This is a genomic window from Pseudoalteromonas sp. UBA6610, from assembly GCF_002433295.1.
GTDB lineage: Bacteria > Pseudomonadota > Gammaproteobacteria > Enterobacterales > Alteromonadaceae > Pseudoalteromonas > Pseudoalteromonas atlantica.
The window spans coordinates 64,826-81,187 of record NZ_DJHW01000133.1; the positions used below are offsets into that span (position 1 = coordinate 64,826).

General features: G+C 38.0%; 11 protein-coding genes. 6 read left to right on the forward strand and 5 right to left on the reverse strand.

Annotated elements, in window-relative coordinates:
• Positions 1-133 precede the first annotated feature (133 nt).
• Complete coding sequence (locus B4F91_RS17485) at positions 134-1,030, forward strand: cation diffusion facilitator family transporter (protein ID WP_029774437.1); 897 nt, start codon at positions 134-136, stop codon at positions 1,028-1,030.
• Here B4F91_RS17485 and B4F91_RS17490 read toward each other — a convergent pair.
• On the reverse strand, positions 1,027-5,562 hold the full coding sequence (locus B4F91_RS17490; RefSeq protein ID WP_349681409.1) for an EAL domain-containing protein: 4,536 nt from the start codon (positions 5,560-5,562) through the stop codon (positions 1,027-1,029). The two genes, B4F91_RS17485 and B4F91_RS17490, sit on opposite strands and share 4 nt — an antisense overlap.
• A 133-nt stretch (positions 5,563-5,695) precedes the next feature.
• Here B4F91_RS17490 and B4F91_RS17495 point away from each other — a divergent pair, with 133 nt between their 5' ends.
• The 4 genes from B4F91_RS17495 (at position 5,696) to B4F91_RS17510 (ending at position 9,176) form a co-directional block, all read left to right on the forward strand.
• A complete protein-coding gene (locus B4F91_RS17495; protein WP_286937358.1) occupies positions 5,696-6,250 on the forward strand; it encodes a hydrolase in 555 nt (184 codons plus the stop codon).
• A gap of 106 nt (positions 6,251-6,356) precedes the next feature.
• The gene (locus B4F91_RS17500; RefSeq protein ID WP_286937359.1) at positions 6,357-7,823 is read left to right on the forward strand and encodes a methyl-accepting chemotaxis protein; all 1,467 of its coding nucleotides are present in this window, start codon (positions 6,357-6,359) and stop codon (positions 7,821-7,823) included.
• Positions 7,807-8,325 (forward strand): DUF6436 domain-containing protein, encoded by a 519-nt coding sequence (locus B4F91_RS17505; protein WP_121638395.1) that lies wholly within the window; start codon positions 7,807-7,809, stop codon positions 8,323-8,325. The genes B4F91_RS17500 and B4F91_RS17505 overlap by 17 nt, the downstream gene beginning before the upstream one ends.
• 665 nt (positions 8,326-8,990) lie before the next feature.
• Positions 8,991-9,176, forward strand: a complete 186-nt coding sequence (locus B4F91_RS17510; protein WP_024594843.1) for a hypothetical protein — start codon at positions 8,991-8,993, stop codon at positions 9,174-9,176.
• 1,090 nt (positions 9,177-10,266) lie between these two features.
• Here the strand turns inward: B4F91_RS17510 and B4F91_RS17515 are convergent.
• From B4F91_RS17515 to B4F91_RS17530, 4 genes are all read right to left on the reverse strand, one after another.
• A complete protein-coding gene (locus B4F91_RS17515; RefSeq protein WP_096042864.1) occupies positions 10,267-11,157 on the reverse strand; it encodes a hypothetical protein in 891 nt (296 codons plus the stop codon).
• Positions 11,158-11,597: 440 nt separating this feature from the next.
• Positions 11,598-12,548 carry a TniB family NTP-binding protein gene (locus B4F91_RS17520; protein WP_024032700.1) on the reverse strand — a complete coding sequence of 317 codons (951 nt, stop codon included), beginning with the start codon at positions 12,546-12,548 and terminating at the stop codon, positions 11,598-11,600.
• Positions 12,542-14,569 (reverse strand): hypothetical protein, encoded by a 2,028-nt coding sequence (locus tag B4F91_RS17525; RefSeq protein ID WP_286937360.1) that lies wholly within the window; start codon positions 14,567-14,569, stop codon positions 12,542-12,544. The genes B4F91_RS17520 and B4F91_RS17525 overlap by 7 nt, the downstream gene beginning before the upstream one ends.
• The gene (locus B4F91_RS17530; RefSeq protein ID WP_055253882.1) at positions 14,566-15,177 is read right to left on the reverse strand and encodes a TnsA endonuclease N-terminal domain-containing protein; all 612 of its coding nucleotides are present in this window, start codon (positions 15,175-15,177) and stop codon (positions 14,566-14,568) included. Before B4F91_RS17530 ends, B4F91_RS17525 begins: the two co-directional genes overlap by 4 nt.
• 686 nt (positions 15,178-15,863) lie before the next feature.
• Here B4F91_RS17530 and B4F91_RS17535 point away from each other — a divergent pair.
• Complete coding sequence (locus B4F91_RS17535; protein ID WP_024032696.1) at positions 15,864-16,187, forward strand: hypothetical protein; 324 nt, start codon at positions 15,864-15,866, stop codon at positions 16,185-16,187.
• The last annotated feature ends 175 nt before the right edge of the window (positions 16,188-16,362 follow it).

Consider the following 16,362-nt stretch of genomic DNA (forward strand, 5'->3'; position numbering starts at 1 on the left):
GCTATTTTGCTAAGTTTTTAGTGCGTTTAAGAGGGCTTCGTATTACAATTGCTACTGTATATCATTACCCTTTTCTACTCTAAGCCACCTGACGGCTTATTTGCATTTTAAGTATAGGTTTTTCAAGCATTTCATGACAGAAATCACTACACACCAGGCGTCTCGTCGTCGGTTACTTATCGCTTTAGCGATAACATGTTCATTTATGGTAATTCAGGTAATTGGCGCTTATTACGCTAATTCGCTTGCTGTACTTGCCGATGCAGGGCACTTATTTGTGCATAATAGCTCGCTATTTATTGCCCTTATTGCCTCAAGCTTAGCAATTCATTTTGCTAAAACCTATAACGATGGCTATCAACGCGCTGAGCTCATTGGTGGTTTAATTAATGGTTTACTGTATTTGGCGATAAGCTCCGTTATTTTATATGAAGGTGTAGAGAGAATTTCCCATCATAACGATGGCCATGATTTAGCAATAAACAGCTTTTTAATGTCGAGTATTGCCTCTGTGGGGTTTTTATTTCATGGTGCTGCAGCGTGGGTACTTTATAAAGGCCGCAAAGCAAGCATTAATGTGTACGCTGTATTTTTGCATTCGTTTTTTGACATTATATCGACCATTTCTACGTTTATAGCTGGCGTACTTATTTATTTTACGGGCTGGAGCATTATTGATATTTTATCGAGCATGCTAATTGCCTCGTTTGTGTTATTTACTGGCGGTAAAGTGATCACGAGCTGTATTAAAGGGCTGTTCTTTAATAACGCTAAGTTGCCTAAAGTGAAGGATATTGAGCAGTCAATTACCGATTTAGAGCATGTGCATAACGTACATAATGTGACGGTGTCGCGCAAAGACAGCGATATTATTGTCGGCGCTCACGTGGTGTTAAAAGAGCATTGTACAATTGAAAAGCACGATGAAGCCTGCCGCTTAAAAATAGAAAAACTCCTCGCTGCGCGTTTTAATGTTAAAAGCAGCGTACTGCAAATAGAAAGCCACGAATGCCAGCATATTCATAGCTAACTTTTTATTAAAGTGTGAATATGCTCATGTGTTTCGGGGTTTTGTAATTGCTCTGCACGCATTGGTTTTGCAAAATAATAACCTTGTAAAACATGACAACCTAACCCTTCTAAAAAGGCTTTTTGTTGCTTAGTTTCAACGCCTTCGGCTATGCAATAAAGCTCCAAGTTTTGAGCTAAAGTGTAAATGGTTTTGATGATCGACTCATCACTTTTATCAACCCCAATGCTGTTAACAAAGCTTTGATCTATTTTAATGACATCAATAGGGAACTGGCTCAAATAAGTAAGTGATGAGTAGCCGGTGCCAAAATCATCGAGTAACAGCTTAAAACCAGCCGATTTTAACTTTTGTAGTTGCTTTGCGGCTTTTTGCTTGTCTTCTAGCAGTATGTTTTCTGTTATTTCTAGGCGCAGTTGCACTGGGCTCATTTGATGCTGTTTTAATATATTGGTCAGCTTGGTTGCTATATTCGTCCTTAAAATGTGCTTTGGCGACAAGTTAAGTGAAATATAAAATAATGGGTTGCTGGCCAATGTAGGGGCTAGCTCAGTTAGCGCGCGCTCTAAAGCTTGCTCAGTTAATGCTTCTATCAGGCCTGTTTCTTCAGCAATAGGGATAAATAATGCCGGCGAGACAAATTGGCCGTTATTTTCCCAGCGCATAAGTAACTCTACCCCATTTATTGTTTGTGCGTGCGTGTCTATTATGGGTTGGTAGTGATTAAATAATAGATTATCTTTCGCGGCGTCTTTTAAATCGTTTTCGAGGATGAGCTTTTGTTTTATTTGCTCGTTCATCGAGTCGTTAAAAAACTTAAACCCGTTTCTGCCTGCTTGCTTTGCATGCATCATGGCTACATCGGCGTTTCTGATCAGTAAATCGGTCGAGCTGGCATCAAATGGGTATAAAGCCACGCCAATACTGGCTGATATATTAATAGAAAAATCTTCGATAATGACCTTATTGGCAAGTGCTGAGCTGATACTTTTGACTATGTTATTAAGTGCGGCTATGTCTTCTACGTTATCAATAAGCACTAAAAATTCGTCACCGCTTTGGCGGCCAAGCGTGGCATTACTTGGCAACATCGCGCTCACTCTTTGGGTAATATTACACAGCAGTTGATCTCCCACTGCATGGCCAAATGTGTCGTTTACCGGTTTAAATTTGTCTAAATCTATAAATAGTAAAGCGCTTTGAGTGAGCTGCTGGTGAGCTTTTTTAATCGATTTACCAATTTTTTGATGCATTAAACTGCGGTTAGGCAATTGTGTTAGGGGATCGAAGTTGGCTAAATAGCGCAGCTCGTCTTCTGCCTTTTTTTGCTCGGTTAAATCCGAAATAACAATCACATAGTAACTTATGCTATGTGTATCTTTAGCGATTGCAGTGGCACTTATATGTATGGGGTGGTGCGGGTTAGTTGCAGTTTTAATAACGGCATCAGTTCGCCAATTTTGTTTTGCTGTTAAGCTTTTTAATGTGTTGGCATAGCTTTTACATTGCGCTTTACCTATCGCATTAACAAACACTTTTAAGCTAAGTGGATGTTTATGAGTTTGCGAAAAGGTTTTTATAAAACTGTTGTTTGCAGAAACCGGCACCAAGTTATTATCTAAAATAAGCAGCCAGTCGTTTATTTGCCCAAACGCCTCACCTAAAATGTTGGCTTGCTGCTCATTGGCACGTTGCTCAGTTATGTTGGTATATATGCCAGATACAGATACCGGTTTATTTGTGTGTTCGTCATAAATAATTTGCCCTAAATCTTGATACCACAACCAATGGCCAAGCTTATGCTTTAACCGGTAAGTTGCTTGCCAATGCTCATGCTTTTTTTGTTTGGTAAAATTTAACCAGTGCGAAATAACCCGAGGTTTGTCTTCAGGGTGAATTAAAGCTAAATAATGTTTTAATGGAATACGGTTTGGCAAATTAGTATACCCAAGCTCACTTCCCCGGTTTGTATTTACCGAATCGTCGCTGTAATGGTAATCCCAAATGCCACTTTTATTGTTACTGAGCGCAAGCTCGGTTTGTTTTTGCGAGTGTATAGTCGCTTTTTGCGCATTAGCTATGGCTAGCTGTCTGCTTCTGTATTGCCAAAACAGTAAACACAGCACAGTTATAATAATTAAAATATAAGCCGCATACGCATAAGGAGACTTCCACGGCGCGTATGCCACATTAAAATTTAACAGCGCCGGCTTTGATTCGGTCGCACTGTTAAAATTATACGCGCTGGCCTTTAATTGATAATTACCTGGTGGGAGCTTTGTAAAAAATATTTTGTTTGCTTTTAAATCATCATACTCTAGCGAAGTAGGTCCTTGAAGCGTAATTTTGTAACGTGTTTCCGCGCTATTTTGAAAATCAAAATTAGAAAAGCTGACCTCCAAACCCATATCTTCATGTGTTAATTGCAATGCAGAGGTGGCAAACTGATTTGGCTGATAGTCTAAATCGCGCGACATTAAAGTTATATCGGTTATTGAGGTTGTTGTTTGCGTGCTTTGCTTTAAAAACTCAGCGGGGTTAAACGAAATTGCACCATAACTGCTGCCAAACATTACAGTGTTATTTTTAAGCGTAATTGCCCCTAAAGTGCTAAATAAATTAACCGATAAACCATCTTTTACTGTAAAAACTCGCAGCCTTAACGTATCGGTATTTAAGCGGTACAACCCATTTTTACTGCTAAACCATAAATAACCATACTCATCGCTAATAAGTGAATAAATAGACTGCGTTTTTAAGGCGTTACTTACGTTAAAGTGGTGCTTTTTTTCAAAGCTCTGCGCATCAATACCCACTAGGCCTTCGCTGGTTGTTGCTAACCATAAAATATTATTTTTATCGGTTAACCAGTTTTCGACTGTGTGGTAATTTTGGCTGTCTTTTTTGCTGGTTTTATAAATAGTGGTAAGGGTGTTTGTTTGCTCGTTAAACCGGTAAAAGTGGGTAGTTGTACTTAATACAAATTCATTTGGGTAATCATCAAAAGGTCGATGAAAAGTATAGGCCTCTAAAGGGTTTACATGTTGTTTTAACCCGTTAATTTCGCGCGTTAAGCCTGTTTTTCCATTGTACACATAAAAACTGTGATCATTATAAAAAGCGAATGTGTCGGGGGCTACCTCAGACAAACCATAAATAACCACACCTTCAGACAGTGCGTTATTTAAATCTTTTTTAGCAACGGCAGTGCCTGTTTCTTTGTCAAATAAAATTAAACTGTAGTACCCCGTTAGCCATAAATACCGCGAAGTGGAATCTAAATGCGCTTTATTAATTTCAAAAATAGCGTATTCACCATAAACCGCTTTAGGGTCTTGCGAGGTTAGGTAGTAGGTTGTTTTGTTTTTAGCATTTACATGGGCAAGGCCATTATCGGTGCCGTACCACATAGTTAAATCATCGTCTTGGTAAATACTGTTTATATAGTTGTTTTCGGGTAGGGTGGTTTTGTTAAAGCGCCGTGTGTTTATTGACCAAGTAAGCACGCCTTGAGTGCGCGACGCCAGCCAAAACACGCCACTTGAGTCGACCATTAAATCGTTAATAGTATTTTCGGTAATATTAAATTTACTTTGATCAAAGCTAAGAATTAACTCAGTGGTGCCCTTTTCTCGGTTAAATTCGAACAAGCCATGCTCTGTGGCAATAAATTCGCCATAGGGTGTATTGCTGTAATCCCAAATATTGTAATCAGCAATCACGCTTTTAGTGCTTTGATCTGCAGCTGCTCCTGCTGAGCTATTTAAACTTAATGCGTACATGCCCTCAACGGTGCCTACTAATAATCCTAGCGTGGGATCTACAGATAAAAACTTAACATTACTGTTATCGACTGTTTGTTTATCGGGAGTATGTAAATTAAGAGGGGTTAATGACTCTGTTTTTAGGTCGTAGCTAAATAAACCCGTTTGTGTGCCTATAAATAGCGTATTTTTGTAATATTTTAACGCGCGCACCACGCTGTTTTCATTGCCTATAGTAAACTCTAAAGTAAGTGAATTTGTTTTAGAATTAAGTGAATACACGTTGTTTAGAATGGCAAGGTAAAAGGTATCTTGGTGCTGGGCTATCGCTTCAATTGAAGCGTAACTGCCTGTATTACCTGCAAGATTGCCCGAAAATATATTACGAGTAGTTAACGTTTTTGGGTTAACTAAATAGGCACCGGCAAGCTCAGTAGAAACAATTATATTGCCTGCATGCGTTTTAAATAGTGTAGTGATGAAGTTTTCGTTAAGAGTAAATCCGCCATCAAAAGGGGTTACCGTGTAGCCGTCAAATCGATTAAGCCCTTGCGCTGTAGCTATCCAAATATAACCTAAATCATCTTGCAAAATTTTAGTTACGTAATTTTGGGATAAACCTTCATCGGTAGATATTCGTTGTAGTTGTTGAGCATAATTTGTGGAGGCAGATACGCTAGTAATACAAAGAAAACATACAGTGGTGAAGAGAAAAAACAAAATACTCAATCGCACTAATAAACTCGCTCTAGGGCAGGGGATATACATATAAAAGTTAAATATAGCACATTTTTTAAAATGTGGATTACAACTTATAACAACTAAATTAAAGCACTAATTTAGTTATTTATAACCATTTAAGCTACGCTTACTAATTATAATTACTTAAAAACGGGGTGTTATGGTTAGTCACAAAAATTTATCTGCGGATAACAGCGTGTTATTAGTGATAGATATTCAAGATAAGCTATCTCCTGCTATTAGCGAATTTACTGATTTACTAGGGTGGGCAATAAAAATTGCCAAAGTAAGCGGCCTTTTTAAAATTCCTAGCATAGTGACTGAGCAATATCCTCAAGGGCTTGGTGGTACAAACAGCCTTTTAAAAAACACCCTTATAAACGCACAGACTGTTGAAAAAACACATTTTAGTGCGTGTAATGAGCCTGCATTTAATGCTGTGTTTACAAAGCTTACGCGTTCACAAATTATAGTAATAGGCACGGAGGCGCATGTATGTGTGTTACAAACCTGCTTAGATTTAATAGCACAAGGGTTTGAGGTGCATGTAGCTGCAGATGCTGTGGGCTCACGTAATACGATGCATAAATCGCTAGCTCTAGAGCAGTTACAACAGGCAGGGGCAATAATTACAAGCGTAGAAAGTATCATTTTTCAGTGGACAATAAACGCAGCGTTACCTGAATTTAAAGCGGTTTTATCAATTATTAAGTAAAGTTGGCAGGCTAGGCTATATTGATAATTAAATGTGGTCGTAATTATTAGCTAATACGTACAACCCCTGATTTTGTTTAAAAAAATTTTAATAATTAAAGGTATTTATGAATAGTGTAAGTCGTTTATTCACCATAATATTCATTTTTTTGTTTGTAGAGTCTATCGCCCTAGGCTTGTACTTTGGGACACTTACACAAGCATTTATAGTCGGCCTACCTTTAAGCTTAATGCCTATATGGTTACTTAAAACTCAGAAAAATAACCCAATCACAGGTCATGTTGTTGCTGCGGCAATTATGATGTTTTCTTTTTTGCACATACAACAAGCCTTTGGGTTAATAGAAGTACACTTCGAAATATTCATCTTAATGGCCATGTTGATTATGTTTGTACAGTGGCAGGTGTTTATTACGGCCATTATTTTTGTGGCCGTTCATCATTTAAGCTTTTACTTTTTACAAACACAAAACACCGGTTTTTATGTATTTGACCCTGACAGACTGGCGTTTACTACGGTGCTTATACATGCCGGCTATGCAATAGTAGAAGTGTTTGTAGCAGGCTATATTGCTAAAACCCTACAACAAGAGCGCCGAGCTGGCGTGTCTTTAACCAAAGCGACCGAAGCTATTATGCAAGACCCTGAGCATATACAGCTTTCGCTTAGGGCCGATGATAAAAATAGCAATGCAGTAGCGGGCTTTAATACTTTATTGGGTTATTTATCAGATGTAATTAGGCAAGTGCAAACGCAGTCTCTTTCACTGCAGCAAAATTCGCAGCAATTAATAAACGTACACGATGAGCTAGCAAGCGGGGCAGAGCAAAGAAAGGAACAAACTAATGATATAGCAGACTCTGGTGCTCAAGTTGCACAGGGCTTTAGCTTAGTTGAGCATGAAAGCGAAGTATTAAAGCAGCAGGTAGATAACATTACTCAAGCTGCAAATAGCGCCTTAAATGACGTTATGCAAACAGACACTAAAAGCACGGAGCTACTTAATTTACTTAATCATACAGAAGAGCAAATAAATCATTTGGTGGCCGCTGGCGATGTAATATCAGGGTTGTTAAATGAAATATCAGGCATTGCAGAGCAAACTAACTTACTTGCGCTTAATGCGGCCATTGAAGCCGCAAGAGCGGGTGAGCATGGCCGCGGGTTTGCTGTTGTAGCCGATGAAGTCAGAACGCTTGCTACAAGCAGTAAAGCCACGACAGATAAAATTGCTTTAACATTAAAAGATTTAGTTACAAACAGTAAAACGTCAACCCAATCTATGAGCCAGTGTGTCGATTTTGTCGTTGATTTAACGCATATCAGCACCACCATGAAAGAAAACATAAGCGCCATGAGTGAGCAAATAAAAGCCGTCAGCCAAAGTACTCACTCTGTAGCGCAAGTTGTTGCTGAGCAAGCTGTAAACACAAAACAAATAGCCTCAAGCACAGAACAAATGCAGCAAAGCCAATATCAAGATACCAAAGTGGTAGAAAAGCTAACCGCTAAAGTGCAAATGATCGACGTAAGTATTGCGGTATTAGAGCAAAGCATTGCTAAATTTAAGTAATTCATCCATTAAAATGAGTGCAGTGATTGCTCTGTGGTTAGTAGTGACGGTTTCTGGTTTAGTTTATTATCAATACAATCAGTTGCGCGTTTTTGACAGCTATGGCGTGCTTGAGCAACCAGGGTGGTTTACTAAATTTAAACAACACATAGGGTTTACAGCAGCAAAGCATAATTCGTTGATTATCGTTACTGACCCTGACTGTGGCTGCACCAAGCAAGCCCAGCCTCATTTAAAACAGTTGGCTGCGTTTTCTAAAGCGCAAAATATTACGCTTATCAATATTGAGCAAACAGCCTCTTTACAAATACTGCTCCCTGCTACACCGGCTGCCGTGGTGATTAACGATAAAGGTGACTTTGTTTATGCCGGCCCACTTTCTCAAGGGCTCGGCTGCGCGCAGGGCAGTGGTTTTGTTGAAACGGTTATAAATAATCTTGTAGCTGGATTTAACAGCGAACTGTTACTTAATAAAACCAGTGGTTGTTACTGCACTGCTTGATAGCGCTATTACTGATTAGCCTTTTACAGGTATTAAAAACGCCACCTGCATAATATTAAGAATATTAGACTGGTAGGTTTGTGGGTCAAATACGAGTAAGCGCTACATTTACGGCTTTAGATTACGGTTATAAACAACAAACTTTGATGAAGCCTACTGTTAGTACAATCACAGCAAGTGAAATTTAAAAGTACTTAAATATAGTTATTTCTATAATAACGCTTATTTAACTCTAGCCACTTATTTGCCTGCTTTCTTGAAAGCGTCCTGCTCAATTACTAAATAGCATTTGAACTGTATCAATGTTTGCTCATGCTTTAACTATTAACACATGGGTTTAGACAACTAGCAAAATTATCACTGGACTTCCCAGCTTTCACTAGACACCAGCTTATAAACTTACAAAACGGAAGTAAACTTCCGTTTCTAGGACTTCAAAGGTAGTTATCGGAAATATACTTCTGTTTTTTGAAAGCGTTAACCTAGATAGCTATACGAGCCACTTTTCGGGGTCTTATTTGAGCGAGCAGCGGTCATTGGAAAAGTTAAATTTATTCTAGTGCTTTGAGTAGAAATCTAATTTTGTCCAATAACATTATTAAACGCCGTTTTGGTGTGTTATAAGCTGTTAGTAAGACACGAATATTTCGCATATGGAGTTGCCAATGAATAACGAAACAAATAACCCTCGCATTAAAGAAGATGTTGAGCCAAAAGACCTAATTAAAATGCAAACTGAAGTCGGTTTAATTGAATCAATGCTTCAGTCGAAGACGCTCACAGCTATAGTCATCATTGCAATTATTTTGTTGGGTGGCTTTTTCATGTTCTTGTCCAAGGTGACAGGTTAGCCGCAACAGAATGTATTGCTAACAAGCATCTAAATCCTACATTGCCGGCAGCCACACTTTTAGCAAGCAACGCAAAAAGCCCGCCAGTGCAAGGCGTATTAGGCGAGCGTTAACAATGTCCGCAATTGGCACAGAGCAGAGCGCCGGTAATTATTGAGTGATGCAATCCACGGCTATAACTGACCAAGAATAGAAGTTCTTTATGTAATGAAAAATAAAGATGCGCTGTTGATCCTCTGGCAAGCATCGGCCTAAATAAACTCTACCTCGAAGTAAACCCGATTAGCTTTCGTATAATAGATAGTCAAATTATCACTTCAAAGCACTTACTTTAATAGATGTTTATAAGCGATTTCTCGTTGTTTGTGAAATTTACCTAATAAAAAACATAATTATTTTTAGAGTGTAATTAAGTTAATAAATCTCAATTTAAGTGCCATATTTCATTATAAATCAATAAGCTCTCAACGCGCCGTGTATTCTCGATTTAAGTGGCACTGATCATTTTTTGATCGGCGCCATATAACTTGAGAATCTCAGCCAAGTAATAAGATTTCAAAACAATAACTTAGCTTGTATTCTTTATGGGTACTGCGCCTCTTAAATTGAGAATTATTTATAGCTAAAAACTGCCCCAACACAAATTCTCATCCAGCCAAAAAGTTCTCATTCTGCCTTGCATATTCTCATTCTGCCACTGAAGAACTCTGACTTGATATTAATGAGCACATAATTAAGTAGATTCTGTATTCGGTAAATTAGTGGCGAACACTATACGCTAATATTTACTTAGTAAAAGTGTAGTAAATCGATTAGAAAATGGATTTTTAGGATAAAGAGAAATGAAGCCATTTAAGTGAAAGCTAAAATGCAGATATGCGAAGCTTCATTTGTAATGTTAAGTTAATTCAAATTTGGTTTGATTTAGGTTTAGTTATGGATTAAATTACTAAACCTTTATTAAAAAAGGGAAAGTTAAACTTATTGATATTCAGTCGGTTAGTTTTAGTGAACTGCCGGTATTGTTATTAATAAAGCATAGACCGAGAGCAAGTCTCGGCCTAAAAATTAAAGTTGAAATTACAAAGTGCTAAATGTCGAGTGATAGCTGTTTGTTTTGTGTTTTCGCCAACTTCAAAGTATCACAATTAAGTATACGTTTTGAATTATTGCCATGAATGTAAACGGGCCTGAGCTTACCGGTATTAATCAACCTCATTAGTTCTACCTTTGGTATACCGGTGACTTCAGCTACGTTTGCAACGGACATCGTTTTATCTCTTATAAGTTGAGTATGTAATTTACAAAAGGTATCGAATGCTTCAGGCAAAACGTGTATGGAATGCATTAAGTCTAATGAAGGTTTGTATGTTATTAATAATTCTTTATTTTTAGCAGCTATCAGTACATCAGTTATACAGATATTATGAAGAGCCATAAAGCGACGTAGCTCAGAAAGGGGGACGTAATCTTTATTGTGGCTGAACTCGGCTAAAAAGGTATAAACACCTGATATTTCAACGCGAGTATCTGTTCTTAAGGCCTTTTTTGAATCAGTTCTTATCAATCCAACTTCGACTAAAAGAGCGATTTGTTTAAACGTTACCCCAATTATAGAGGAGGCTGTTTGAGCTTCAAACCAAAGCTGAGTTATGGGAGCTTTTGAACGAATATACTCGCTATTATACATTTCATATAGTGTGGATAATGACCCCCATTCACATAGCAAATTCTGAACAATAATTTCAATTTTGTGAAACTCAATGTTCAACGGTAGATCTGTTGGTACACGTTTAGCCCTTTCACTTAAGAATACTCTAGCACTATCTGGGTTATTAAGAATATCAGCCGCTCTATTTAATAATGTGGAGGTAATCTCCTTTGGTGGGAAACTCGTTCGTGTATTACTATCGTCAACTATCACTTTAGCTATGAGGTATGCATCGTGGACTTGTTCAGGTGATTTTAATTGATTATTCAATGGTATATGCGTTAAGCGTAAGCCGCATAAAGGTGATGTGCAGCGGCCATTTAGAAGATTAATGGTAAATTGCAGCGGTGAATTGCAATGAGGGCATTCGGATAACAGGGCACACTCATGAATAATACAGTGTCGTAAAAATGGATTTTGCCACTGGGCCCTAAAATACCCATATTGGTTAACACAATCTGGACAAACTTGTGGCGTTAGCAATCTCGCATGTGTCCAGCACTTTATCTTTAATGATGATAAAGTGCGAGTTATAGGAATAAGGTGATCAAGGAGTCCGTTCTTTGTTGATCTACCTTTGATGATACTGGTTAGCATAGCCTTATTGAGTACGCGAGATTCTGATTGTATGCCATTTCTTTTAAGTAAACGAAGTACATAACCAATACCTGACTCCGCTTCATAGTAAGAGGGTTTTATTGGGAAACGCATTAGCATAACCCCGAATAGAACTGACTTCTAAGGTTTTTATCTTGCTCATTTAGATATGCATCTAATTGTTTTTTTGTTAAAAGTTCATAATCAAATGGATTGACAGCCCCAATTGCATATTTCTCAAAGTTTTCAAATAAGGCTTCTATAAGCTGATCATAGTTTTTTGCATTTCGTGTGTTATTACGTAAAAATAAATCGCGCATTGTACTCATGGTGTGCTCACTGTACGCAAGGTAAATACGATCAAGTAGCTCACTGTGCTCATCCTTTGTTAAATTTGGCAACCCAACTTGTTGAATGAACCAATTACAACAGGCAATCCAGTTTTTCGTTTTAGGAAGGATTGGCTTAATTTCAATGGGGCGCATTTGTCGACGAGACATCTGCTCGTCATCGTCAAATTTACCGGCGGTTCTACCAAATGTAATAAGGCGCTTAGCACTGCTTGTACCGGCGAAAATAATCGAACAACGGATCTTGTTGCTATCGATCAGATAGCAAAAATATTTAATAATTCGTTGAAACTCTATCCCATCATAACTTGAGGCAATATTCTGAATTTCATCAAGAATGATTAGCTCCACTTCTAGGTCTTTGAGAAGTGAGATAAGTTGGGCATCCAATTCAGCTGCAGTAGTGCGAGAGTTTTGTGTTGTTCCCTCTAGCTCTGAAATTAAAAATCGAGTTATCTCTGCAGTACTTTTTTTAAACTCCTTAAAAGCGACATAAAAGATTGGTTTTGTCGTTTTTTCTGGCTTAGTAACAGGTAAAAACTGAGCGTGATACTGCTTTAATATATACGTCTTGCCAGCACCCGAGGCACCATAAATAAGTTGAGCTCGTTTATCCTCTGAAGGTACGTGATACATATTGTGGATTTCCGCTATCCTCTGCCATATCTTCATTTGAATGTCACATGCGAAAATTGTACTGGGCATAGTTACCATTGTTTTTCATTTCCTTCATCATCATTATAACGGGTAGAGGCCATTTCTCTGGTTTTGCTCACTATCGTATCTGCGTAGGTATCTTGTTCACCTGAGTGCGATATCTGTGATTTAAGTTCATTCACTTTATGAGATTTTTTTATTCGCTCTACAATGGATAAGTTCTCTTTCGTATTTTTATTGAAAGACGCTACCTTCGGGCCTCTGTGCTGTTTGCGTTTGGGCTTTTGCTTTACGAATTCAGTTATTTCACCGACATAGTGACCAGTAGGAGTATGGGAGAAAGTTTCTGTATATATTCCGAGTTGGGTCAGAGTTTGATTGCCATTTAATTCAGCAAAGCTGACTGGTAGTTTAGTATCATGATGGTCAATATTATCAGCCACTATTTCCACAGGATTGTTCTCGCCAGGCAGTGTTGCTTGAACTGTTACTTTTCTGGCATCTAGGTCGTCATGAAACACATAAACAGAGGGGTTTTCACCCAGCTCCATGTCTGTTTTAGTAGCCGCGTATAGTTGTTTTAGCTCATCACTGTAATAATCTTGACCTAAACATCTGATAGTTCCACGTTGCTGTAATTTATGTGAGGCCTGGGCTCTGGACACGTGGAAGCAATGTTGTAGCTGATCATATGTGAATGAAGGCATAGGCGTATCAATAATGGACTGATTCCATTTTTTGATAGGCGTATGGCCAGCCTGTTTATGGTGTTTGTGCATGTATTCTGTCAAAAATATATTCAGTAGCTTTGTAAAATCAGATACCTTTATATCCGCACGTTTAGCTAATGGAATTGTGTCGAGTGAGTTCGGGTTAGTACGTTTTCCTGAATAACTTTGAAATCCAATACTCGTCTCACCACTTTGCGTTTCAATCTTCATACCTGAAAAAAAGTGATCTCTTAATACGTTAAAAAATGACTCAATGAATGGCTTCTTAGCAGGTTGATTTGATGGTGTATAATGAATATTTAACTCAAGTCGCTCCGCAGCCTTTTTTATCAAACGATTATTAAACCCTGGGCCATTATCCATAATCAATGTAGTCGGTTTGCGTCCATTCATTGTAAGATTACTATCCGCCATAAATATTTGACGTAAAAGGTTAAGCCCACCGGCAGAGTTTTCAGGTTCAAAGCTAAGCACCACAGAGATAGGTGCGCGTGTGTATACGTCTATTGCTACATACAAAGAAATAGGCGGTGTCGGAAGGCCTGTTTTGTCGTCAATTAAACACATATTTAGCACAACACGGTCGCATTCAACGCGCTGCATTGCGTAATAGGTTTTTATTCGTTTACGTAGCGTTGTTAGTCGCTTATTGATTTCCGCTTGTGAAAGGCCTTTAAAATTAGCAAGTTTTTCGGCATCAGTAAGCTCTTGTAACCGGCGGTAAAAGGTGCGTTGTGATGCGATTTGAATCTCATTATTTTTCAAGCTAGCTTCTTGCGCTTCTCGTTTATAGTTACTGTAATATGCGCCTTTGAAAGCAGAGTTATTACACGAATAGACGGTAGCGATGTAGTGCTGTATGAAAGCCTCAGTGGCCGCATTTAGCCGTTCAGGGCTATTGCGCTTCACTCCCGCAAGCGCCTCATCATTAAAATCTGATTGAACCCATACGCGCCAATGGCGACATACCGTTTTCCATTGCGGGTGTTTTGTGGCAATAGTTGCAGGATGTTGGCTCTCGACTCGTTTGATGAGCTCATCATATGTCTTCTTAGTTGTAGCAGGGTATCCTTCACTAACCAGTTCTTTCAAGATAGATTGATACATCAATCGTGATGTAACCGTTAACTTTTGATATTCTGTTAGTTCAATATGTGGATGCTGTGCGTTTCTTAATATAAAGCCTTGATCATCAATTGATTTCTCAAAGTCGTCTCGAGGTAATAGGCGCTTCTTAGTCTCTATACCATCACCGGAAAGGAGTATTGATGTACTGTCAACAAACGCAATAGATTCAACGTTACCGTACTTATTAGTCAAGTCAGTGCCCGTAGCATATCCGATCATTTGAGGTGACCTCGCATCAATGTAGTAGAGGCGTTTAACGGCTTCTCCATATCGAATTTATATACATTTGATGCAATTAGTCCATAAGCCTCTGACACTGGGTTTTTAGCTATACCCTCCAAGCATTCGATGAGTTGACCAAAGGTTAAATCTCCATCAGGCAGCATTGTTAATGGGAATGAATGCTCCGAGTAATACATTGTTATCAGATTCAGGTTCGCCATAAAGATAGTATTGAGCTTATCGACGATGATTAACCGTAAACCTATTTGTGCTTTTTTTCGGGTGTACTCATTAAAAAGATGAATTTTCGAGTGATACTCTTTATCAACCTGAGACTCATGATGAACTTCAATATATTCAGCGAAGCCAGAATGATATAGGACTAAGAAGTCGGGTGTATAGCGGTAAACTTTTTTGTCTATAGTCACTTCTATTTGCTCAGGCTGGGTGGCAAACAGCTTCACATTAGGGTCACATTCCAGTTTAAAAGCCAGGATCAGCTCCTGAAATGACTCGGGATTAAGTGCGCACTGATTTTTATGGGAGTAAAATCGTATAACAAATCGACCTCTGTGAACGTTAGCGTTCGTCTTTGTAACGGTCATAATTTTACCTCCCAAAAAATAAATGTCTTTACACTATAGATAATGGGTGATAAATTAAAAGGTTTATCTTTAGAATAGTTGTTCTTGGTAAGCATTTTTACATTATTCCTTTCGTCATAATTAGGCTTATCAATCCTTGGAGCCACTGAAAATTTTGTTTTATTTTCAAGGGTTAATCTCACTTTAAAATTCAAAAGTTAAGTTCAATGTTTTTTCTACGAGCAAATTATTTATTCTCAAAAAAAATTTATCTTTAAAGTACTGTGAAGGTTTCTCGAGTTGTTTTTACCTTATCCAAACCGATTTTATGTTTGTGTTTAACATGAAGTTGTTATGTTCAAGTAAAACACCCAAAGTGAAATTAGTATTCAGTGCTGCTCCTAAAAGCTTAAATTTAAAATTTCACACCTAGCCCCCAGCAAGGTTGATGCTTTTCAAAAGGCAGTCACTATGATTGCAGATATTACAGAAATAGAGAAGGTTAAACTGGTCAGACCTCTCGCTATCTTCTTTAAGTGTCTTTGATTTGGGTTTTAAAATTCATAAAATGCCAACGATATTAATTCTAGGTTAATTTAAGCATTTTTATTTTTTGTGTTTTTTAAGAAAAAAGAGGGGGTGTTCTTGTTTATTAAGTTAAGGTTAATGGAGGCTTAAATTTTTTTGTAAACAAGATGGAGTGACATATGAAACACAAGCCAGAAGGGTGGGTTGTTTTAACGTTTCAAACTATTGATAGCAAACCCTGCTATGTGTTGTTTTGTTCGTGGAAAAATGATGATGAATGGAGAGTAAGCTCAGGTTCAATGGTTCTACCTCACTTATCACCCTGTGGGAATTATTGGATTTGGCCTCAAATATCAGGCTCTGTATACGAGCTTCCCGTTGATGAAGAAAATGGCTATACCTTCTACACTGGCGCTGTATTAGATGAATTGTTAGTAAAAGGGTATCGCGATGGTACTAAGCTAAAGCGCATTGCACTTAAAGATATTATGGAAGATAAATAAGGCGATTATCGCCTTCTAATCTGTCTATTTTACTTTTAAAGGTCATGAGCTCTACATTACGGTAGATACCTAGGGGCTTTGGTAGGCAAAGATGAGAATCTGTATTATGTAAATATTGCTAGTTCTACATTAAAAGCTAATAAATGAATACATTAAAAGCTAATAAATGAATACA

Excerpts from the sequence above, each read along its gene's own strand:
- B4F91_RS17530 (WP_055253882.1), bottom strand. The coding sequence starts at position 15,177 with ATGACCGTTACAAAGACGAACGCTAACGTTCACAGAGGTCGATTTGTT.
- B4F91_RS17495 (WP_286937358.1), top strand. The coding sequence starts at position 5,696 with ATGGTTAGTCACAAAAATTTATCTGCGGATAACAGCGTGTTATTAGTG.
- B4F91_RS17490 (WP_349681409.1), bottom strand. The coding sequence starts at position 5,562 with ATGTATATCCCCTGCCCTAGAGCGAGTTTATTAGTGCGATTGAGTATT.
- B4F91_RS17500 (WP_286937359.1), top strand. The coding sequence starts at position 6,357 with ATGAATAGTGTAAGTCGTTTATTCACCATAATATTCATTTTTTTGTTT.
- B4F91_RS17525 (WP_286937360.1), bottom strand. The coding sequence starts at position 14,569 with ATGATCGGATATGCTACGGGCACTGACTTGACTAATAAGTACGGTAAC.
- B4F91_RS17535 (WP_024032696.1), top strand. The coding sequence starts at position 15,864 with ATGAAACACAAGCCAGAAGGGTGGGTTGTTTTAACGTTTCAAACTATT.
- B4F91_RS17485 (WP_029774437.1), top strand. The coding sequence starts at position 134 with ATGACAGAAATCACTACACACCAGGCGTCTCGTCGTCGGTTACTTATC.
- B4F91_RS17520 (WP_024032700.1), bottom strand. The coding sequence starts at position 12,548 with ATGGTAACTATGCCCAGTACAATTTTCGCATGTGACATTCAAATGAAG.
- B4F91_RS17510 (WP_024594843.1), top strand. The coding sequence starts at position 8,991 with ATGAATAACGAAACAAATAACCCTCGCATTAAAGAAGATGTTGAGCCA.